Origin of the sequence: Limnobaculum eriocheiris, from assembly GCF_021010575.1 — a bacterium.
GTDB classification, from domain to species: Bacteria; Pseudomonadota; Gammaproteobacteria; order Enterobacterales; family Enterobacteriaceae; genus Limnobaculum; species Limnobaculum eriocheiris.
On sequence record NZ_JAJNAG010000001.1, the window covers coordinates 123,007 to 143,848 of the forward strand.

A 20,842-nucleotide genomic window follows, 5' to 3' on the forward strand; every position below is an offset into this window, starting at 1 on the left:
GAGATAACCATGACATTAAAAGAGTTAGTGGTTGGTTTCGGTACCCAACTGCGCAGTCTGTGGATGATTTTCCTGCACGCGTTTCATAAGCGTGACACGAGAATGTACCCGGATGTACCTATTTACGTCCCGCCTCGTTACCGTGGCCGTATTGTTCTGACTCGCGATCCAGACGGAGAAGAGCGTTGCGTAGCCTGTAACCTGTGTGCGGTTGCCTGTCCGGTTGGCTGTATTTCGCTGCAAAAAGCCGAGATGCAGGATGGCCGTTGGTATCCGGAGTTTTTCCGCATTAACTTCTCACGCTGCATTTTCTGCGGTATGTGTGAAGAGGCTTGCCCGACTACGGCCATTCAGCTAACGCCAGACTTTGAAATGGCTGACTTTAAGCGTCAGGATCTGGTGTATGAAAAAGAAGATCTGCTGATTTCTGGTCCGGGTAAATACCCTGAGTATAGCTTCTACCGTATGTCCGGTATGGCGATTGACGACAAGGGTAAAGGCGAAGCGGAAAATGAATCTAAACCAATCGACCTGAAAAGTCTTTTACCCTAAAGGAGCGGAACGTGGAAGTTGCATTTTATATTTCAGCGGCCATTGCCGTTCTGGCAACGCTAAGGGTGATTACACATACCAATCCGGTGCATGCGTTGCTGTTTTTAATCGTCTCGCTGCTGGCTATTTCCTGCGTGTTCTTCTCGCTGGGAGCCTACTTTGCCGGTGCGCTTGAAATTATCGTTTACGCCGGGGCCATTATGGTGCTGTTCGTGTTCGTGGTGATGATGCTGAATCTTGGCGATTCAGTCACCCATCAGGAGCGCGAATGGCTGAAACCTGGCGTATGGCTTGGCCCTGCAGCACTGTGTCTGGTGCTGTTAGTTATCCTGTGTATTGGTATCTATAGCGCAGCGGGTCAACCAATTTATGGGGATATGGTAGACGCGAAACGAGTAGGTGTGAGCCTGTTCGGTCCTTACGTTCTTGCCGTTGAACTGGCTTCTATGCTGCTGTTAGCAGGTCTTGTTGTTGCTTACCACTTAGGTCGTGAGAACAAGAGTGCTGAAGCGTCGATTAACAAAACGGAGGAACAAGCATGATCCCATTGGAACATGGTCTGATACTGGCGGCGATTCTGTTCGCGCTGGGTCTGACCGGGCTGCTGATCCGTCGTAATTTGTTATTCATGCTGATCAGCCTGGAAATCATGATCAACGCCGTAGCGTTGGCGTTTGTAGTGGCGGGTAGCTTTTGGCAACAGCCGGATGGACAGGTGATGTACATTCTGGTGATTAGCCTGGCAGCGGCAGAGGCCAGTATTGGTCTGGCGCTGTTATTACAGCTTCATCGTCGTCGTCAAACCCTGAATGTCGACTCTGTCAGTGAGATGCGCGGATGAACCAGAACCTACTATATCTAACAATTTTGCTACCGCTGCTGGGCTTTTTGCTGCTGGCATTCTCCCGCGGTCGCTGGTCTGAGAACACCTCTGCTACGGTGGGTGTGGGTTCTATCGGTCTGGCAGCTCTGGTTACGGCGTGGATAGTTTATAGCTTTGTCTCTCAGGGCAATCCGGCAGAAGTATCTCAACAGGTACTCTGGACCTGGATGAAAGTGGATAACTTCGATATCAGCGTGACGTTAACGCTGGATAGCCTGTCGGTCACCATGCTGTCAGTGGTGGTAGGCGTTGGCTTCTTCATTCACCTGTATGCCTCATGGTATATGCGTGGTGAAGAGGGGTATTCCCGTTTCTTTGCTTATACCAACCTGTTTATTGCCAGCATGGTGGTTTTGGTACTGGCCGACAACTTACTGCTGATGTATCTCGGCTGGGAAGGGGTAGGGCTGTGTAGTTACCTGTTAATTGGTTTCTACTATACCAATCCAAACAATGGCGCAGCGGCCATGAAAGCCTTTATCGTGACCCGTGTGGGTGACGTGTTCCTGGCCATTGGCCTGTTTATCCTGTTCCGTGAACTGGGTACGCTGAATATCCGTGAGATGCTGGAACTGGCTCCGCAGAAATTTGCGGCAGGTTCAACGGCGCTGAACTGGGCAACCCTGATGTTAGTGGGTGGTGCAGTGGGTAAATCAGCACAGTTACCATTACAAACCTGGCTGGCCGATGCGATGGCGGGTCCAACACCGGTTTCTGCTCTGATCCACGCCGCGACCATGGTTACCGCGGGTGTCTATCTGATTGCCCGTACTAATGGTCTGTTCCTGCTGACGCCAGAGGTACTGAATCTGGTGGGTGTTATCGGTGGTGTGACATTGTTGCTGGCAGGTTTTGCAGCACTGGTTCAAACCGATATTAAACGTGTTCTGGCCTACTCAACCATGAGTCAACTGGGTTACATGTTCCTGGCGCTGGGCGTACAGGCATGGGACGCAGCAATCTTCCACCTGATGACGCACGCTTTCTTTAAAGCGCTGTTATTCCTGTCATCCGGCTCGGTGATTCTGGCCTGCCATCATGAGCAAAACATTTTCAAAATGGGTGGATTACGTAACAAGATCCCTCTGGTGTATGTTTGCTTCCTGGTGGGCGGTGCGGCGCTGTCTGCATTACCAATGGTGACTTCCGGTTTCTTTAGTAAGGATAAGATCCTGTTTGAAGCCTATGCATCAGGCCACTTTAACCTAATGCTGGCAGGTTTAATCGGGGCATTCCTGACCTCGCTGTATACCTTCCGCATGATCTTTATTGTGTTCCACGGCGAAGCGAAAACCGAAGCGCATTCAGTGGGTGGGATTTCTCACACTTTACCGCTGGTGGTGCTGCTGGTGTTATCAACCGCTGTGGGTGCTTTCCTAGCGCTGCCGCTGGACGGTGTGTTACCGGTTCGCGAATGGCCAGAAGAAGGCAAACTGATGTTAGAGATGATCTCCGGTGGTGTGGCGATTGTTGGTATCTTACTGGCGGCGGTGCTGTACCTTGGCAAACGTCAACTGGTGACCAGCATTGCACAAAGCGGACCGGGCAAACTGCTCTCTACCTGGTGGTATAACGCGTGGGGCTTCGACTGGCTGTATGACAAGGTGTTTGTTAAACCTTATCTGGCGGTGGCGAAACTGTTACAGCATGATCCACTGAACTCTCTGATGAACCTGACGGCGATGTTTGTCCGCTTATGTAACCGCACGATGGTGGTTAGTGAGAATGGTCTGTTGCGCTGGTACGCCGCGTCAATGGCTTTGGGGGCAGTGGTCGTCTTGGCTCTGTTATTGTGGGTTTAACTGAATAGCTTAACGAACGAAAAATTTTGAAGTTTTTCAAATAGAGTTTATTCAAATAAAGCTTATTCAAATAAAGGACATAAAACGCCATGCTACTACCTTGGCTAATACTTTTACCCTTTATCGGCGGCTTTCTCTGCTGGCCGTGCGAGCGCTTAGGTAAACAAGTACCTCGCTATGTTGCGCTGATATCGATGGGGTTAACGCTGGTTCTTTCCCTGTATCTGTGGATGGAGAGCGGTTTTACCGTCACTTCTCCGCAGAACATGTGGCTGGCTGAACCATTCCGCGTAGACTGGATCCCAAGCCTTGGCATTCAGATCCATCTGGCATTAGATGGTCTGTCACTGCTGATGGTTGTATTGACGGCTTTTCTGGGGCTGCTGGCTATTCTCTGTTCATGGACAGAAGGTCAACGCTCTCAGGGTTTCTTCCATTTAAACCTGCTGTGGATTCTTGGCGGGGTGATGGGGGTGTTCCTGGCGGTCGATATGTTCCTGTTCTTCTTCTTCTGGGAGATTATGCTGGTTCCGATGTACTTCCTGATTGCTCTCTGGGGGCATAAAGGATCTGACGGTAAAACCCGCATTAGCGCAGCGACTAAATTCTTTATTTATGCGCAGGCCAGCAGCCTGTTCATGTTGATTGCCATCGTTGGTCTGGTATTTGTTCACTTCAAAGCCACCGGCGTGATGACCTTCAACTATGAAGACTTGCTGAATACGCCAATGTCTTATGAAGTACAGTTCTTGCTGATGCTGGGCTTCTTTATCGCTTTTGCGATGAAAATGCCGGTAGTGCCGCTACATGGCTGGTTGCCGGATGCTCACAGTCAGGCACCAACCGCAGGTTCCGTTGACCTGGCCGGTCTGCTGTTAAAGACTGCGGCTTATGGTTTACTGCGCTTTAACTTGCCATTCTTCCCGGAAGCCTCTCATGCATTCGCGCCAATCGCTATGTGGTTGGGTGTGTTGGGGATCTTCTACGGTGCATGGATGGCGTTTGTTCAGACCGATATTAAACGTTTAATCGCTTACACCAGTATTTCCCATATGGGCTTTGTGATGATAGCTATCTATAGCGGCAGCGTATTGGCTTATCAGGGTGCGGTGGTGCAGATGATTGCTCACGGTCTGTCGGCTGCCGGTCTGTTTATCATCAGTGGTCAGCTGTACGAGCGCCTGCACACTCGCGATATGCGTGAGATGGGCGGTTTGTGGAAGCGTATTCGTTATTTACCAGCGCTGTCGCTGTTCTTTGCCGTAGCGACGTTAGGTATGCCGGGAACCGGTAACTTCGTTGGTGAATTTATGATTCTGTTTGGAAGCTATCCGGTAGTGCCGGTTATTACCGTGGTGGCAACGTTTGGTTTGGTATTCGCATCAGTTTACTCACTGGTTATGATGCAACGTGCTTATTACGGTGCACCAAAATCTGATAAACCCATTGCAGGCATGAACGTGCGTGAGCTGTCCATGGTACTGTTACTGGTGGTGTTGCTGGTACTGTTAGGCGTTTACCCTCAGCCGGTTCTGGATACGTCACACTCTGCGGTGAGCACCATTTCTCAATGGTATAACGCTGCGGCTTCCGTATCTCCAGACATGTCTATAGGAAAGTAAATCGCCATGACACTAACTGCACAACATATGCTTTCTCTATTGCCGCTGTTAATCGTTGGATTGACCGTGGTGGTTGTGATGCTGTCCATTGCGTGGCGACGCGATCACTTCCTTAATGCAACGATTACGGTTATTGGCCTTAACGTTGCGCTGCTTTCGCTGTTTATTGTTGCACAGCAACCGGCAACGGATGTGACACCGCTGTTACGAATTGATGGATTCTCAATCTTTTTCACCGCACTGGTGCTGCTGGCGAGCCTGGCAACCTGTACCTTTGCTTACCCATGGCTGAGTGGCTACCCGGATAATAAAGAAGAGTTTTATCTGCTGGTGCTGATCGCTGCATTGGGTGGGGTGGTATTGGCTGGTGCTAACCATCTGGCATCGCTGTTTATTGGTATTGAACTGCTTTCACTGCCGCTGTTTGGTCTGGTGGGTTATGCCTATCGCCAGCGCCGCTCACTGGAAGCGTCCATTAAATATATGGTGTTGTCCGCTGCGGCTTCTTCATTTTTACTGTTCGGTATGGCGCTGCTGTATGCGGGAACCGGTGGTTTGTCTTTCGCCGACCTGGGTCACAGCATGAGCGATAAAGTGCTGCATCAACCGCTGTTGATTGTTGGTCTGGGCATGATGCTGGTTGGTTTTGGCTTTAAGCTGTCGCTGGTGCCGTTCCAACTCTGGACGCCGGACGTTTATCAGGGTGCTCCGGCTCCGGTATCAACCTTTCTGGCAACGGCCAGTAAGATCGCTATCTTTGGTGCGCTGGTGCGGATGTTTATGTACGCGCCAGTGGCTGACGGTGAGTCGGTTCGTATCGTGCTGGGGATTATTGCCTTCTGTTCCATTCTGTTTGGTAATATTCTGGCACTGACTCAAAGCAACATTAAGCGGATGCTGGGTTACTCCTCTATCGCTCATCTGGGTTACCTGCTGGTAGCGCTGATTGCGGTTCAGGGGCATCAACTGTCAATTGAAACCATCAATGTTTATCTGGCGGGTTATCTGTTTGCCAGCCTGGGTGCCTTTGGTGTGGTCAGTCTGATGTCCAGCCCGTATACCGGCCCGGATGCTGAATCTTTGTATGCTTATCGCGGTCTGTTCTGGCATAAGCCAATTCTGTCTGCGGTGTTAACCGTGATGATGCTGTCGCTGGCCGGTGTGCCAATGACTTTAGGCTTTATTGGTAAGTTCTATGTTATCGCAATCGGTGTGAGCGCTGACCTCTGGTGGTTAACCGTTACGGTAGTGGTGGGTAGTGCCATTGGTCTTTACTACTATCTGCGTACCATGGTCAGCCTGTATCTGGAAGCGCCGCAAGAGCGTCAGCGTGATACGCCAAGCAACTGGGCGTTAACCGCCGGTGGAGTGGTGGTTCTGCTGTCGGCGTTGGCGGTGCTGTTCTTCGGTCTGTATCCGGAGCCGCTGATTAAGTTGGCGCGATATGCGTTTCCGATGATGTAATTGGTAGTTAGTTGTATTGATGAAAATACCGGCGATGTTTGCCGGTATTTTTAATTTATAGGTATCAGTTTCAGTGGATATTCCGACCGTAAAGACTATGAGCGTATATTGACGTTGTGCCCGGTCGGAAAACCATCAGTCTTGGCATTAGCGAGCGTCGGGCATAGATTCCCTCGGGGCGGTTATGAAACACCTTGCGGTGTTTCGCCCTTCGGGCCAGCGCAAGCGCTGTTCAAACAGGCTTTGCCTGTTTGTCGTTGGCTTACGCCAAGTCGACCCCAACGGCAATCTCTCCTGATGTTTGAATTTGCTGATAGCTCAAGACCAACTGATGGTGAAACATTTTTATCTGATTTTCCATTCAATCCACCGTATAATCCGTTGTTTTAAGTTTTATCTCCGAGAGGTTGTAGTGAAGCAAATATCTGAACTGGTGAAGCAGCTGCATAAGCGCCTGCAAGAAGTTGCTCGCCCGGAACCAGGTCGGGAGCGTATTACCGTTTCCCTCACGCTTCAGCAACGTACCTCGTTACTCAGCTGGCTTGCGGCTCAACCTGTTTTCCCACAGTTTTACTGGCGTCAGCGTGATGATTTGGAAGAGGCGGCGGTATGTGGTGAGGTGATCCGGTTTAACGATGCGGATTCCGCCCGTCAATTTTTGGTGGTGAATAATGTCGCCGATATGCGTATCTGGGGGCTGAATACCTTTGATCAGGTAGAGACGCCATCCTTAAATACACCCAAAAGTGCGTTATTTTTGCCACGTATTGAGCTATTACGGGATATGGACAGCGGCAAGCTGGTGGTCAATCTGTACAGCGAAACGTCGCTGGCTGATGATGTGGCTATTGCGCAGGCAATGATTGAGCAGTTAACCACTTCCAGACCTTTACCGGTACTTAACGTAAAGGTTAATTCGGTACAGCATCAGCCAGAAAAGCAGGGGTGGTGCGATCTGTTAAATCAGGCGTTGGAATCTATTCAGCAGGGGCAGTTTGAAAAGGTAGTATTGGCGCGTAAGTCGACGCTATCGCTAAATGAACCGCTGAATCCGGCGGCTTTTCTTAATGCCAGCGAGAAAGTAAACCACCACTGTTTTCATTTTATGATGCGCATGGATGATAAAACAGCGTTTCTGGGGTCGTCCCCCGAGTGTCTGTTTTTGCGGGTAGGGCAGCATCTGACCACCGAAGCGCTGGCGGGTACGGTAGCCAGTTCATCGGATAACCAACAGGCTAAACAGCTGGGTGACTGGTTAATGCAGGATAAAAAGAACCAGCATGAGAACCTGCTGGTGGTTGATGATATTTGCCAGCGCTTGCAAGGCGGTATTCTGGCTATTGATGTTCTGCCAGCGGAGATTGTTCGTTTACGTAAAGTACAGCACCTGCGTCGCTGTATTCATGCGGATCTGGCGGCTGCCAACGATGCGGACAGCCTGCAACGGTTACAGCCCACGGCGGCAGTGGCAGGGCTTCCTCGTGAACCTGCTCGTCAGTTTATTCTGCAACATGAACCCTTTACCCGAGACTGGTACGCTGGTTCCGCCGGGTATATCTCTTTGAACCAAACTGAGTTTGCTGTTTCTCTGCGTTCTGCGCTGGTGGAGGGCAGTAATATCCATCTGTATGCCGGTGCTGGTATTGTGGCGGGCTCCGACCCTGAGCAAGAGTGGCAGGAAATAGAAAACAAAGCGGCGGGGTTAAGAACGCTGCTGGAAGAGTAAAGGACCCGCGATGAAATGTTCTGTTCTGGAGTTGCGTTTTCCACCGCCGATTGTTTTTGCCGTATCCCTGTTGTTGATTGGCTTAATTAACCGGTGGTTTCCGGCATTCAGAATTGAAACTACGCTGATGCTGGTCGTGTCTGGTATCTGTTTTCTGGCATCCGGTATTATTGGTTTATCCAGTCTGGCAATGTTCTACCGGGAGAAGACCACGGTTAATCCTGTCAGGGTAAATTCAGCCACGACTCTGGTTGATAGTGGCCTGTATGCCTTTTCCCGTAATCCGATGTATCTGGCATTGGCTTTATTGTTGCTGAGTATCTGCTTCTGGTTGGGAAATTTGCTGGGGTTGGCAGGCGTTGCGCTGTTTATTGCATTTATCACCCGTTTTCAAATTATTCCGGAAGAAAGGGCGTTAATGGTACTGTTTGGTCAGCGTTATCAGGATTATCAACGCAAGGTACGGCGCTGGCTCTGATAAAGCCTTTGTTTATAGCCTTGCTCTTTAATTGACCTTTCCCGGAAGAACAGCCAGTATTCGCTGCCTGCTGCGGAAGTAGTGATCTGCTTCCATGTCTTGTACAACCTGCTGCGCTGTATTTTGATGCTGAAGCGGGGGTAGCCAACTGTCAGATTTGTCAGTGATGGTAAAGGTTTGTCGAGTCCATTGATTCAATAGTGGTATCTGGATAATTTGTGGGAAATTTCTGCTTAATCAACGTCCCGTAAGTTAAAGGAATCGCTATGAGCGTTAATTATCCGACAGCCTATGAAGTAGGCGATGTGGTATTTACCTGTATTGGCAATTTGTTGTTTCGTCAGGTTTCTGCCGCATCGGCCTGCTGGAGCAACCACGTTGGGATTATTATTGGCCACGACGATAAGGATTACATTGTGGCGGAGAGTAAAGTTCCTCTGTCCCAAACCACGACGCTGACTAAATTTGTTTCCCGCTCGGTAGATGGGCGTTACGGCGTGCGTCGTCTGGAAGGGGGATTAACCGAGCAGCAAAAACAGGCGCTGGTTGAGAAGGTGCCTGAGCGTTTAAAAGTGCTGTATCACACCGGCTTTAAGTATGAGTCTTCCCGGCAGTTTTGTTCCAAATTTGTATTCGATTTATATCGTGAAGGGCTGTCGATTTCCATAGGGAAAATTGAAACCTTCGACGCACTGCTCAGTAGTAATCCCGAGGCGAAGTTACAATTCTGGCACTTTTGGTTTTTAGGGGCGATACCCTGGGATCGTCAAACCGTAACCCCAGCCAGTTTGTGGTTCTATCCAACCCTGGTTCCTGTATTTAACAGCCACCCTGATGCAAATGAAACCGAGCCTGACTGGTATTACCATTAAATTATTAACCTGTACTCTATGGATCGGAGATATCCGCTTTGGATAAAAACAATCAGGCCTCGTTTAATGAGGTGCTGCTATTTGTCAGACATGAAGTTAGCCAGTTTATTGATGCTCATCCCGGGGAGGTGTTCTCCGGGTTTGCTTTTGACTGTAACATTTGGGAAGGCGTTGAACTGAATCTATGCCTGACGACTCAAGGGTATCTGAATGAGCTCCTGCATTACTATCAAACGGGGGCGCGAGGAGACTACTATCGGACGGATGAAGGTATTTTAAGCCTGAAATATAATTCCGGCGACTGGAAGTATCAGTGCTTTAGCAGTATGAATTGCGTTAAAGATGAGGATTGCAGCTATTTCGATACGGATGATAACCAACAAAAGTATCAGTACTGGATCCATCTGCTGGCTCAAGTGATGAATGAGTTTCTGCAAACCCCGGAATATGCTGCTATTCCCAAGCTTTTGGATTTTAAAGTGTTGGTCTACGATCATGATGAAGAGCCGGAAAGCAGTGAACAGCGGCTGATTGCTTTTAGCGATAGGCCAATGTTTCGTTTAAATTAGATGATATTAGTACAGCACTAATTTTAGTCATCTGTAATGACCTGAAACTAAATGTATCTTAATGTTTCTGATTTCCTCCTGTTGCCATAATTAATAACAATCATGTTACAGAGCCGACGGTTGAAAGGTTGCCACTGAATGTGGATTAACTTAAAAATCAATGCGTTTGTGAACAAATCCGCACCATTCGGGCATTTCATTGTTCCCATTGCCGGGTTAGTGTAATATATGTGGCAATTATGGATTCTATTTTTCAGTTAAATCAATAGATTAAACTGATCTTCGGTGAGCTCCCCATGTCGATAAGTGTGTTTAACCGCCGTTGGGCGGCAGTGCTATTAGAAACATTAACCCGCCACGGGGTTCAACATGTCTGCATTGCGCCGGGTTCCCGTTCTACCTCTCTTACGCTGGAAGCGGCGGCCAACGCTAAAATAACCTGCCATACCCATTTTGATGAGCGCGGCCTTGGTCATTTAGCTTTAGGTATTGCTAAAGTCACCGGCCAGCCGGTTGCGGTAATTGTGACTTCCGGTACGGCGGTAGCAAACCTTTATCCTGCGCTAATTGAAGCTAGTCTGACGGGAGAGCGTCTGGTGCTACTGACGGCCGATCGCCCTCCGGAGCTGATTGACTGTGGTGCTAATCAGGCGATTCGTCAGCAGGGCATTTTTGCCGACCATCCGGGCCAATCGTTGTCGCTCCCCCGACCTACACCAGATATTTCAGCCGCATGGCTGGCTTCGACTCTCGATCAGGCGTTAAGCGAACAGCGACATGGAGCATTACATATTAACTGCCCGTTTGCGGAACCTCTGTATGGTGGCGATGCGTCTGCCTATGCTGACTGGTCTGAAACATTGGGCGACTGGTGGCAAAGTGATAAACCCTGGTTAATCAGCGATAACCAACGCACAGTGACACAGCAACCTGACTGGCCCCAGTGGCGGCAACGGCGTGGTGTGGTGATTGCGGCGCGCATGGGCGCAGAGCAGGGGAAACAGGTAGCGGCCTGGGCTAAACAAGCCGGCTGGCCACTGTTAGCGGATGTGCTCTCCAGTACCGGGCAGCCGTTACCCTGTGCCGATCTGTGGCTAAATAATTCTAAAGCGCAGGAGATTCTGGCGCAGGCGGAAATCGTGGTGCAGTTTGGCGCCAGCCTGACGGGTAAACGTATGCTGCAATGGCAAGCCAGTTGTTGCCCAAAAGAGTACTGGTTGATAGATAACATGAGTGGACGTCTGGATCCGGCTAATCATCGCGGTCGCCGTTTAACGGCAGATATTAGCGAATGGTTGAAACTACATCCGGTAGCATCTCACCAGCCATGGGCGGATGAGCTTAATACTCTGGCCGCCCGGGCGCGCGCTCATGTTACTGATTATCTGCAACATCAGTTTGGTGAAGCCCAACTGGCCAGCCATTTAAGTGAACTGTTGCCGTCAAACGGCCTGTTTTGGGCGGGAAACAGCCTGATTGTGCGATTGATTGATGCATTGGCACAACTGCCCGTTGGCTATCCGGTATACAGCAACCGCGGTGCCAGCGGCATTGATGGTTTATTCTCGACCGCAGCGGGGGTTCAACGTGCGGCTGACAAACCGATGCTGGCGGTGCTGGGAGATATTTCTGCACTGTACGATTTAAATTCTCTGGCGTTAATGAAACACTGCACTGCGCCGGTGGTATTGATAGTGGTGAACAATGATGGCGGGTCAATTTTCTCGCTGTTACCTACGCCAGAAGCAGAAAGAGAACGCTTTTATCGTATGCCTCATGGCATAAACTTTGAGCATGCGGCGGCCATGTTTGGTTTATCCTATGCCAACCCCAAAAGCTGGCAGGCAGTTAAACAGACGGTAGATGCTCACTGGCAACAGCGGGGTGTCTTGCTGCTGGAGTTACAGGTAGCCCCACATGATGGTGCAGAAACCCTGCGCCAGCTAGTCAGTGATGCGGTGAGCTTTTAATGCTGGCGGTAACCCGTTATCCATTAGTTGAAGCAGATAACAACCGGCCCTGGCTGGTGTTTCTCCACGGGCTATTGGGTGATGGACAGGATTGGGAAGCATTATTGCCCCATCTTAATCACTGGCCTTGTATTACCATTGATTTGCCGGACCACGGTAACTCGCAAAATATCAGTGTGGATGACTTTGAGCAGTTAAGTCAGCAACTGGCTGAAACTCTGCAAGCCTGTAATATTAAACGCTATATTCTAATTGGTTACTCTCTTGGTGGTCGCAGTGCGATGTATCATACCTGTTTTGGTGAGAGTGATGGCGTAGTTGGACTGGTGGTCGAAGGGGGAAACCCTGGACTAAGTTCTGAAGCGGAACGACAGGCGCGTTTGCTGCACGACAGCCGCTGGGCTGAACAGTTTCGCCATCAGCCGCTGCCAGAGGTGTTAGCTCAATGGTATCAACAGCCGGTATTTGCCAACCTGAGCGATGAAAGCCGCCAGCGCTTGATTGTGCGTCGCGGTCACAATGGGGGCAATAATGTGGCGCGGATGCTGGAATCTACCTCATTGGGCCGTCAGCCCCGATTGGCTGACATATTAAATACACAGTTAAAACGCCGAAATATACCTTTTTGTTATCTCTGTGGTGAACAGGACGCAAAGTTTCAGCAAATTGCGCTTGAAAATCACTTTCCGCTGCGTATTGTAGCCGCAGCAGGTCATAATGCACATTCGGCAAACCCTGAAGGTTTTGCCAAACAGTTGCTTACATTTTTGAAGGAATGCTAATTATGCTTTATCCAAGTGAACAGGAACTCTACGCCCCTATCGAATGGCAGGATTGCTCTGAAGGATTTCAGGATATTCGTTACCATAAATCAGCCGACGGTATTGCAAAAATTACTATAAACCGTCCTGAAGTGCGTAATGCATTTCGTCCTCTGACCGTGAAAGAGATGATTCAGGCGTTAGCAGATGCCCGTTATGACGATCATATCGGTACCATTATTTTGACCGGTGAAGGTGATAAAGCGTTCTGTTCCGGCGGTGACCAGAAAGTGCGCGGCGATTACGGCGGTTATAAAGATGACAGCGGTACTCACCATCTGAACGTGCTGGATTTCCAGCGCCAGATTCGTACCTGTCCTAAACCCATTGTTGCCGCCGTAGCCGGTTACTCAATCGGTGGCGGTCATGTGCTGCATATGATGTGTGACCTGACTATCGCCGCAGAGAACGCGGTTTTCGGTCAGACAGGCCCTAAAGTGGGTTCTTTTGACGGTGGCTGGGGCGCTTCTTATATGGCTCGTATCGTTGGTCAGAAAAAAGCCCGTGAAATTTGGTTCCTGTGCCGTCAGTACAATGCTCAGGAAGCGCTGGATATGGGACTGGTTAACACCGTGGTTCCTGTTGCCGATTTAGAGAAAGAGACGGTTCGCTGGTGTCGTGAAATGCTGCAAAACAGCCCAATGGCGTTGCGCTGTCTGAAAGCGGCTCTGAATGCTGATTGTGACGGTCAGGCGGGTCTGCAAGAGCTGGCGGGTAACGCCACTATGCTGTTCTATATGACTGACGAAGGTCAGGAAGGGCGTAATGCATTTAATGAGAAACGCCAGCCGGACTTCAGCAAATTTAAGCGTAATCCATAATGCGTAAAGTTGAACTCTACCGTTTTAGCCTGCCGATGGAGGCAGGGGTTATTCTGCGTAATCAACGGCTAAAAACTCGTGATGGTTTGCTGGTTTGCCTGACGGAAAATGGTAAACAGGGGTGGGGAGAGATCTCTCCGCTGCCTGAGTTTTCTGAAGAGACGCTGGAAGAGGCGGAAGCCTCTACGCTGGGTTGGTTACATAGCTGGGTCAACGGCGAGCAGGCGTTTGAAAGCGCATTGCCTTCCGTGGCTTTTGGTTTGAGCTGTGCGCTGGGAGAGCTGTCAGGTTTTCTGCCGCAAAAAGCAGATTACCGCAAGGCTCCGCTGTGTAATGGCGACCCGGATGAGCTGTTTGCCGTCTTGGGTGCGATGCCGGGCGAGAAAGTGGCAAAAGTTAAAGTCGGCCTGTACGAAGCAGTTCGTGACGGCATGATTGTTAACCTGCTGCTGGAAGCCATTCCTGATTTAAAACTGCGGCTGGATGCCAACCGTAGCTGGGCCCGGGCAAAAGCCGATGGTTTTGCCAAATATGTTCAGCCTCAGTTCCGGGATCGCATTCAGTTTCTGGAAGAGCCGTGCAAAACCCGTGATGAATCCCGCGATTTTTCCCGTGAAACGGGGATTGCCATCGCCTGGGATGAGAGCGTGCGTGAAGCAGACTTTGTGGTTGAAGCAGAGCCAGGGGTTGCCGCAATAGTGATTAAGCCAACGCTGGTGGGTAGCATTCAACGCTGTCATATGTTGATTGAACAGGCGCACAAAGCGGGCATGATGGCGGTTATCAGCTCATCCATTGAAAGCAGCCTTGGTCTGACCCAGTTGGCAAGAATGGCAGCATGGCTAACGCCGGATACCATTCCGGGGTTAGATACGCTATCACTGATGCAATCACAACTGGTACGCCCGTGGCCTGATAGTGAACTCCCTGTGCTGGATGTTGATGCGCTGGAAGTGGTATGGCGTCGTTAACTTCAACTGTTTTTAGCAACTGGCCGTGGCAGCAGTGGGCAACTGAACAGCCAAACGCCACGGCAATTATCAGAGAACAGCAGTCGATCAGTTGGCGGTGTTTAGCTGACGAGGTTAATGCTCTTTGTCACCTGTTTTATCAGCAAGGTGTTCGCGCCGGACAGGGTGTGGCACTGAGTGGTAAAAGCAGTCCTGAGCTGCTGCTGGGGTATCTGGCAGTGTTACAATTGGGAGCCAGAGTATTACCGCTCAATCCTCAATTACCTGAAGCATTGCAGGCTCAACTATTACCTGTTCTGAATATTGACTGGGGTTGGAGTAACTCGCCTTTGGCGTGGCCGGACAGCGTTAAGCCACTACCGTCATTTATTATGAAACAACTCTCCATTGATAGTCCTGATACTCAATTAATGACTGACTGGTCATCGGCACGTCCATTGACCATGACGCTAACCTCCGGTTCCAGTGGTCTTCCTAAAGCCGCAGTACATACACCACAAGCCCATCTGGCCAATGCGGCCGGGCTGTTGCAGCGAATGCAGTTTGAAGCGGGTGACAGTTGGTTGCTCTCTTTACCGCTATTTCATGTTTCCGGACAAGGAGTTATATGGCGCTGGCTGCAAAAAGGGGCGACGCTGGTACTGCGTCATATGCATCCTTTGGAGCGGGCACTGGCGGGCTGTACTCATGCTTCACTGGTACCAACTCAGCTTTGGCGTTTGCTGGAGCAGGATGCCGATAAGTTAGTGCTTAAGCAGGTATTACTGGGTGGGGCTTCGATTCCGGTTGAGCTAACTGAACGTGCACGACAGGCTGGAATTAGCTGCTGGTGTGGATATGGCATGACAGAAATGGCCTCTACCACCTGTGCCAAACCCGCTGATGCAAGCACGGGCGTTGGCGTGCCATTGCCCGGCAGAGAGCTACAGCTGGTGGATAATGAAGTCTGGCTGCGGGGTAGCGGTCAGGCGCTGGGTTACTGGTTACAGGGTGAAATCAGGCCGTTAAGCGATAGTCAGGGCTGGTTTCATACCCGGGATCGCGGTGAGATGAGAAATGGAGAGCTGTATATCTGCGGGCGTATGGACAATCTGTTTTTCAGCGGTGGGGAAGGAATTCAGCCGGAAGACATTGAGCGAATACTGGTAACCCATCCTCTGATTGAACAGGCGTTTGTAGTACCGGTGGATGATGTGGAGTTCGGACAGCGTCCGGTGGCGGTGATTGATGCACTACCCGGGCTGGATTTATCTCAATTATCCGTATGGCTGGAAGGAAAGATCACCCGTTTTCAAATCCCGGATAGTTACTATGTTTTGCCTGTTGAGTTGAAGCAGGGGGGGATTAAGATTTCGCGGTTGGCGGTGAAGGAATGGGTTAAGTCGCTGAATAATGATGTGGTGAAGTAGGTTAACGAATAAATCAGAGATTATTAATCAATCAGCAACTGTGCATATTCCGGCCGTAAAAACGATGTCGCTCATATCACCTTGGTGCTCGGCCGGAAGACCAGTTGCACTTAGCTATAGAGTGCGTCGGGCCTAGCCGGGCTACGGGCAGTTATGAAACACCTAGCGGTGTTTCACCCTGACGGGCCAGCGCTAGCGCTGTTCAAACAGGCAAAGCCTGTTTGTCGTTGGCTTACGCCAAGTCGACCCCCACGCCCGTCTCTCCCTCCGATTGGCTATGCTAAAACATAAAACTGAATCATCCGACTTTGTCATCAATCTGAAACAGACTTTTCTCTGTTTGAGCTGCGCTGGTCTGACGTGCTCCGTAGCTGAGTCATAGACGGTTTACCGACCGCTCTCGATATAAATTGAAGTGCATTATTTTTACGGTCGGAATATTTACAGTTGCTGATTTATTAGGTTTGTCGATCATAATAGTTAATTTACCGTTCCGGTGTTAATTTCAATCATCCTGCCACACCACTTCCCGCCACCCTCTAACACTATTAATAAACCCAATCTTCTGCGCCTGCTTTAACTGTGCTTTGCTCAGAATCGCTTCCCGGATGGTTCCCGCCTGCAATAATGCCTGCCGTTCGGTTCCCGGCAAGAGACCACAAGAGATTGCCGGGGTTAGCCACTGTCCATCAATCAATAAAACCACATTACCATTTACAAACTCGGTGATTTCATCCCGCTGGTTATACAGCAAAAACTCGTTGTCCAGCGTAGCCGCAGGGTAGTGATCCCGCAGCGTGGTTTTATGGTAAAGCAGGTTATTATCGCTGTGTACCGCAAAAGGAGCCCAGCGGGCAAGCAGAGGTTGAGTCAGTGGTGTAACGGCGTCGCAACTCAGCGTTGCTTTACCGTTTTGTTCCAGCAACAGGCGAACTTTATATTCGCCCCGTTGATGGGTGGTAGCTAACTGTTGTAATTGCTCGGTTAGCTTATCGGCAGCAAACAAAAAGTTAAAATAGCGGGCAGAAGCGGATAAACGCTTAAGATGTAATGTTAACAGATGGTATTCCCCATTCCTTAACAGCAGGCTTTCCAACAGTTGCTTTGGCAGAGTAACACCGCGCAAAACCTGAGCTTTATTAATTACTTCCTGATACTCATTCTCTGCGGTGGAATCCCAGGTGATACCTCCACCCACGCCATAACGAGCGATATTCTGTTCACTGTCGACAATAACCGTGCGGATTGGCACGCTAAACAGCGCCTCTTTGTCTGGAGTGATATAACCGATAGCGCCGCAGTACACTTCCCGGGCCTGTGGTTCAAGTTGGGCGATTAGCTTCATGGTGCTGGCCTTAGGCGCTCCGGTAATTGAACCGCAGGGAAATAGCGCACGAAAAATATCGGTAAGGCTGGTTTGTGGACGCGTCTTAGCGCTAATCGTTGAGGTCATTTGCCAGACGGTAGGGTACTGTTCAATATCAAACAGCGCCGGTACTTTAACGCTGCCGGCTATCGCCACCTGGCTCATGTCGTTGCGCAGTAAATCAACGATCATCACGTTTTCCGCCCGGTCTTTTTCTGAGGCTCTTAGCTGTTCCTGACGCATCAGATCGTCCTGAGCATCCAAACCTCTTTTGGCGGTTCCCTTCATGGGTTTAGCGGTGAGCGTTCCCTGATGCCAGTGAAAAAACAGTTCCGGTGAAGCGGACAGAATTTTGAAACGACCAATATCCAGACAGGCGGCATAATCAGCCTGCTGGGCACTAAGTAGCTGTTGGTATAGTTGATTATATGCCTGCTCATCAGGTGTCGTTACTTTAGCTTCCAGCCGAATGGTGTAATTGGTTTGATAAGTATTACCCGCTTCAATTTCTGATTTGATACGCCAAATCGCCTGACGGTAAGCTTCCGTGGAGGTGGTGGGTTGCCACTCTGTCAGAATATTTTCGAATGTTTCACCGGGCGTATCTGAAGAGTCGTCAGTACATGGTTGCTGATACAAGCCAAACCACAAAAGTGGCATATCGCCCTGCGGAGGCGTTTGGTAATAGGGCTGAAATGCGGCGGCAGCTTCATAGGACAGATACCCGGCTGCATACAATCCGCTGTCTACCGCCTGTTCAACTTCCGCCAGCTTTGTCGTTACTTCACCGAGTAGGGAGGTCGTAATGATCTTTAATGGGTGTTCAAACAGCTGAACCTGACGATTAAAATCAAAGCGTAATGTCATAATCAGGCTCCTTCATTGGTGTAAGTGGTCACAAATTGCTGTAACAGCTTTAAACCGCTTTCAGTCAGAATCGCTTCAGGATGAAACTGCACCCCTTCAATCGGCCACTGTTTATGACGTAGCCCCATAATAATACCCTCGTGGGTTATCGCCGATATCTCCAACGCTTCAGGTAATGAAGCGGGCTCTACCATCAGAGAATGGTAGCGGGTGACCTGTAGCGGGCTGGGAAGATGATTAAACAGCGTGCGGCCATCATGGGTAATTAATTCGGTTTTGCCGTGGGTTGGTACCGGGCACTTAACAATGCGGGCGCCAAATGCCTGCGCAATGGCCTGATGGCCAAGACAAACACCTAATAGAGGAATGGTACCGGCAAAACTTCGAATCACGTCCAGAGTGATACCAGCATCTTCCGGGGTTCCCGGACCGGGAGAAAGAATAATAGCCGAAGGGGCTAAGGCGGCTATTTCATCAAGCTGTAACTGGTCATTCTTAACGATCTTCACTTCAGGATAAGATTGGCAAAGATAATCGTACAGGTTATAGCTGAAGGAGTCGTAGTTATCGATGAGCAGAATCATAAGTCAGGTGTTACCGCTGATGGCAGAAGGGCGAAGTGGGTTATTCTAACCGATAGCGAGGGAATGGGAAGCCTGAAAAATAAACCCGCCGGATTGTGCCAGCGGGTTCATATTGTCAGATTTGAGGTTTAAGAAAATTATTTCATCTTCTTCAGTGCTTCAACGATACCATTGCCGTAGTCAGGATGAACTTTGGTAAACAGATCGATTTGACGCTGACGAATGTTTTCAGGGATTTCACACAGTTCACCGGCAATGCGTTTAAACATACGCTGATGCTCTTCTTTACTCAGCAGGTTAAACAGTGCACGTGGCTGGCTAAAATAGTCGTCATCTTCACGATGATTCCAGTGGTCTGCCGCACCTTCTAAAGTGAGTGGTGGTTCACTAAAGTTTGGCTGTTCTTTAAAGACGCCAAAGCTGTTTGGCTCATAGGTAGCGCCGTTGCCACTGTTACTGTCTACACGCATAGCACCATCGCGGTGATAGTTATGGAATGGACAACGTGGAGCATTAACCGGAATTTGATGATGGTTAATGCCTAAGCGATAGCGATGGGCATCACCGTAGGAGAACAGACGACCCTGTAACATCTTGTCCGGTGAGAAGCCTACGCCAGGCACCACGTTTGCTGGGTTCATTGCTACTTGTTCAACTTCAGCAAAGTAGTTGTCCGGGTTGCGGTTTAGTTCCAATACACCCACTTCAATCAGTGGGGCATCTTTATGTAACCAGACTTTAGTTAAGTCGAATGGATTGTAAGGCAGTTTGGAAATTTCATTTTCCGGAATAATCTGAACAAACAGCTTCCAGCGAGGGAAGTTACCGGCGGCGATGTTGTCATACAGATCGCGCTGTGAACTTTCACGATCTTTACCAACCAGTGCTTCAGCTTCTTCGTCCATTAAATTCTCAATGCCTTGCTGGCAACGGAAATGGAATTTAACCCAATAACGTTGGTTATCTTCGCTGATAAAGCTGAATGTATGGCTGCCGAAACCATGCATATTGCGGTAAGACTTTGGTAATCCACGGTCGCTGAAGTCGATGGTTAACTGATGCAGTGATTCAGGTAGTTGAGAGAAGAAGTCCCACTTATAGGTTGGATTACGCAGGTTGGTGTGCGGATCGCGTTTCACCACGTGGTTTAAGTCCGGGAATTTTAGCGGATCGCGCAGATAGAATATGGGGGTATCGTTACCTACCAGATCCCAGTTGCCTTCTTCGGTATAGAATTTAATGGCAAAACCACGGATATCACGTTCCGCATCTGCCGCACCGCGCTCACCGGCGACGGTAGAGAAGCGAACAAAAAGATCGGTTTTTTTGCCAATCTCGGAGAAGATTTTGGCCCGGGTATATTTAGTAATATCATGTGTAACAGTGAAAGTACCATAAGCACCGGAACCTTTAGCATGCATACGGCGTTCAGGAATGACTTCACGGTCAAAGTGAGCCAGTTTTTCAAGGAACCAGATGTCCTGTAGTAACATTGGTCCTCTTGGGCCCGCTGTCATCACATTATTATTATCAACTACCGGCACACCAGATGCCGTGGTGAGTTTCTTATCGCTCATTACTTTCTCCTGTTAAACACCAAAATATCATCGTCATACTGACAAAGAGCTAAAACATCATTATTGGTCCTGCTACTGTTACTATTAGTAAAGTGATAGGCCCAATATAGCCAATTGTTACTGCCTATTATGGCTATTTGTGTAGCCAATATAGGGAAGTACTGAACCTGACCGGCGTAAGTAAAAGTATAGACAGATTCATATCAGAGCCCTGTGGTACGGGCTTCTGTTACCAATATTGCATTAACGAGGTGGTTTATAAGGTATTGCGAACGTTTATTTTTATAGCTGCCAAAAACAAGAAATTATCTTCTGTGAATTTTTAGCAGTAATTGGCATCATCAAAGAGTCACACATCTATGATTAAACCATTGCTGTACTGATTTAGTAAGAGGTTGGGCAAGTAATTATTTGTTTAAAATCAAAGTTGTGTTAATTAAAGCTGTCAGGCTCACTATTTTAATTTGAAATATTTTATTCAGGTTATC

At 49.3% G+C, this 20,842-nt stretch carries 18 protein-coding genes; 15 read left to right on the forward strand and 3 right to left on the reverse strand.

Features of this window, described 5'->3' with window-relative positions:
- The first annotated feature begins 9 nt into the window (after positions 1-9).
- The 15 genes from nuoI (at position 10) to menE (ending at position 15,960) form a co-directional block, all read left to right on the forward strand.
- Positions 10-552 carry an NADH-quinone oxidoreductase subunit NuoI gene (nuoI, locus tag LPW36_RS00550; RefSeq protein WP_230607565.1) on the forward strand — a complete coding sequence of 181 codons (543 nt, stop codon included), beginning with the start codon at positions 10-12 and terminating at the stop codon, positions 550-552.
- Between the two features lie 11 nt (positions 553-563).
- On the forward strand, positions 564-1,094 hold the full coding sequence (gene nuoJ / locus LPW36_RS00555) for an NADH-quinone oxidoreductase subunit J (protein WP_130590929.1): 531 nt from the start codon (positions 564-566) through the stop codon (positions 1,092-1,094).
- Positions 1,091-1,393: an NADH-quinone oxidoreductase subunit NuoK gene (gene nuoK / locus LPW36_RS00560; RefSeq protein WP_230607566.1), complete on the forward strand. Its 303-nt coding sequence runs from the start codon at positions 1,091-1,093 to the stop codon at positions 1,391-1,393. Before nuoJ ends, nuoK begins: the two co-directional genes overlap by 4 nt.
- The gene (nuoL, locus tag LPW36_RS00565; RefSeq protein ID WP_230607567.1) at positions 1,390-3,237 is read left to right on the forward strand and encodes an NADH-quinone oxidoreductase subunit L; all 1,848 of its coding nucleotides are present in this window, start codon (positions 1,390-1,392) and stop codon (positions 3,235-3,237) included. The genes nuoK and nuoL overlap by 4 nt, the downstream gene beginning before the upstream one ends.
- An 89-nt stretch (positions 3,238-3,326) precedes the next feature.
- Positions 3,327-4,859: an NADH-quinone oxidoreductase subunit M gene (gene nuoM / locus LPW36_RS00570; protein ID WP_230607568.1), complete on the forward strand. Its 1,533-nt coding sequence runs from the start codon at positions 3,327-3,329 to the stop codon at positions 4,857-4,859.
- Between the two features lie 6 nt (positions 4,860-4,865).
- Positions 4,866-6,323: an NADH-quinone oxidoreductase subunit NuoN gene (nuoN, locus tag LPW36_RS00575; protein WP_230607569.1), complete on the forward strand. Its 1,458-nt coding sequence runs from the start codon at positions 4,866-4,868 to the stop codon at positions 6,321-6,323.
- A gap of 412 nt (positions 6,324-6,735) precedes the next feature.
- Positions 6,736-8,049 (forward strand): isochorismate synthase MenF, encoded by a 1,314-nt coding sequence (gene menF / locus LPW36_RS00580; protein ID WP_230607570.1) that lies wholly within the window; start codon positions 6,736-6,738, stop codon positions 8,047-8,049.
- 10 nt (positions 8,050-8,059) lie between these two features.
- Positions 8,060-8,527, forward strand: coding sequence for a methyltransferase family protein (locus LPW36_RS00585; RefSeq protein WP_230607571.1), 468 nt, complete (start codon positions 8,060-8,062; stop codon positions 8,525-8,527).
- A 266-nt stretch (positions 8,528-8,793) separates the two neighbouring features.
- Positions 8,794-9,399, forward strand: coding sequence for a YebB family permuted papain-like enzyme (locus LPW36_RS00590; RefSeq protein ID WP_230607572.1), 606 nt, complete (start codon positions 8,794-8,796; stop codon positions 9,397-9,399).
- A 38-nt stretch (positions 9,400-9,437) separates the two neighbouring features.
- Positions 9,438-9,968 (forward strand): DUF4303 domain-containing protein, encoded by a 531-nt coding sequence (locus tag LPW36_RS00595; protein WP_230607573.1) that lies wholly within the window; start codon positions 9,438-9,440, stop codon positions 9,966-9,968.
- A gap of 296 nt (positions 9,969-10,264) precedes the next feature.
- Positions 10,265-11,938 (forward strand): 2-succinyl-5-enolpyruvyl-6-hydroxy-3-cyclohexene-1-carboxylic-acid synthase, encoded by a 1,674-nt coding sequence (gene menD / locus LPW36_RS00600; protein WP_230607574.1) that lies wholly within the window; start codon positions 10,265-10,267, stop codon positions 11,936-11,938.
- Positions 11,938-12,720 (forward strand): 2-succinyl-6-hydroxy-2,4-cyclohexadiene-1-carboxylate synthase, encoded by a 783-nt coding sequence (gene menH / locus LPW36_RS00605; protein ID WP_230607575.1) that lies wholly within the window; start codon positions 11,938-11,940, stop codon positions 12,718-12,720. The genes menD and menH overlap by 1 nt, the downstream gene beginning before the upstream one ends.
- Positions 12,721-12,722: 2 nt before the next feature.
- Positions 12,723-13,580 carry a 1,4-dihydroxy-2-naphthoyl-CoA synthase gene (menB, locus tag LPW36_RS00610; RefSeq protein WP_230607576.1) on the forward strand — a complete coding sequence of 286 codons (858 nt, stop codon included), beginning with the start codon at positions 12,723-12,725 and terminating at the stop codon, positions 13,578-13,580.
- Complete coding sequence (gene menC, locus LPW36_RS00615; RefSeq protein WP_230607577.1) at positions 13,580-14,551, forward strand: o-succinylbenzoate synthase; 972 nt, start codon at positions 13,580-13,582, stop codon at positions 14,549-14,551. Before menB ends, menC begins: the two co-directional genes overlap by 1 nt.
- Positions 14,539-15,960 carry an o-succinylbenzoate--CoA ligase gene (gene menE / locus LPW36_RS00620; protein ID WP_230607578.1) on the forward strand — a complete coding sequence of 474 codons (1,422 nt, stop codon included), beginning with the start codon at positions 14,539-14,541 and terminating at the stop codon, positions 15,958-15,960. Before menC ends, menE begins: the two co-directional genes overlap by 13 nt.
- Positions 15,961-16,465: 505 nt before the next feature.
- Here the strand turns inward: menE and pabB are convergent.
- The 3 genes from pabB to LPW36_RS00635 form a co-directional block, all read right to left on the reverse strand.
- The gene (gene pabB, locus LPW36_RS00625) at positions 16,466-18,193 is read right to left on the reverse strand and encodes an aminodeoxychorismate synthase component I (RefSeq protein ID WP_230607579.1); all 1,728 of its coding nucleotides are present in this window, start codon (positions 18,191-18,193) and stop codon (positions 16,466-16,468) included.
- 2 nt (positions 18,194-18,195) lie between these two features.
- On the reverse strand, positions 18,196-18,777 hold the full coding sequence (locus LPW36_RS00630; protein ID WP_230607580.1) for an anthranilate synthase component II: 582 nt from the start codon (positions 18,775-18,777) through the stop codon (positions 18,196-18,198).
- Positions 18,778-18,914: 137 nt separating this feature from the next.
- A complete protein-coding gene (locus tag LPW36_RS00635) occupies positions 18,915-20,354 on the reverse strand; it encodes a catalase (protein ID WP_230607581.1) in 1,440 nt (479 codons plus the stop codon).
- Positions 20,355-20,842 lie beyond the last annotated feature (488 nt).

What these genes read in the sequence shown, in the direction of transcription:
- nuoI (WP_230607565.1), top strand. Translation starts at nt 10, where the DNA reads ATGACATTAAAAGAGTTAGTGGTTGGTTTCGGTACCCAACTGCGCAGT.
- nuoK (WP_230607566.1), top strand. Translation starts at nt 1,091, where the DNA reads ATGATCCCATTGGAACATGGTCTGATACTGGCGGCGATTCTGTTCGCG.
- nuoL (WP_230607567.1), top strand. Translation starts at nt 1,390, where the DNA reads ATGAACCAGAACCTACTATATCTAACAATTTTGCTACCGCTGCTGGGC.
- nuoM (WP_230607568.1), top strand. Translation starts at nt 3,327, where the DNA reads ATGCTACTACCTTGGCTAATACTTTTACCCTTTATCGGCGGCTTTCTC.
- nuoN (WP_230607569.1), top strand. Translation starts at nt 4,866, where the DNA reads ATGACACTAACTGCACAACATATGCTTTCTCTATTGCCGCTGTTAATC.
- LPW36_RS00585 (WP_230607571.1), top strand. Translation starts at nt 8,060, where the DNA reads ATGAAATGTTCTGTTCTGGAGTTGCGTTTTCCACCGCCGATTGTTTTT.
- LPW36_RS00590 (WP_230607572.1), top strand. Translation starts at nt 8,794, where the DNA reads ATGAGCGTTAATTATCCGACAGCCTATGAAGTAGGCGATGTGGTATTT.
- menD (WP_230607574.1), top strand. Translation starts at nt 10,265, where the DNA reads ATGTCGATAAGTGTGTTTAACCGCCGTTGGGCGGCAGTGCTATTAGAA.
- menH (WP_230607575.1), top strand. Translation starts at nt 11,938, where the DNA reads ATGCTGGCGGTAACCCGTTATCCATTAGTTGAAGCAGATAACAACCGG.
- menB (WP_230607576.1), top strand. Translation starts at nt 12,723, where the DNA reads ATGCTTTATCCAAGTGAACAGGAACTCTACGCCCCTATCGAATGGCAG.
- menC (WP_230607577.1), top strand. Translation starts at nt 13,580, where the DNA reads ATGCGTAAAGTTGAACTCTACCGTTTTAGCCTGCCGATGGAGGCAGGG.
- menE (WP_230607578.1), top strand. Translation starts at nt 14,539, where the DNA reads ATGGCGTCGTTAACTTCAACTGTTTTTAGCAACTGGCCGTGGCAGCAG.
- pabB (WP_230607579.1), bottom strand. Translation starts at nt 18,193, where the DNA reads ATGACATTACGCTTTGATTTTAATCGTCAGGTTCAGCTGTTTGAACAC.
- LPW36_RS00630 (WP_230607580.1), bottom strand. Translation starts at nt 18,777, where the DNA reads ATGATTCTGCTCATCGATAACTACGACTCCTTCAGCTATAACCTGTAC.
- LPW36_RS00635 (WP_230607581.1), bottom strand. Translation starts at nt 20,354, where the DNA reads ATGAGCGATAAGAAACTCACCACGGCATCTGGTGTGCCGGTAGTTGAT.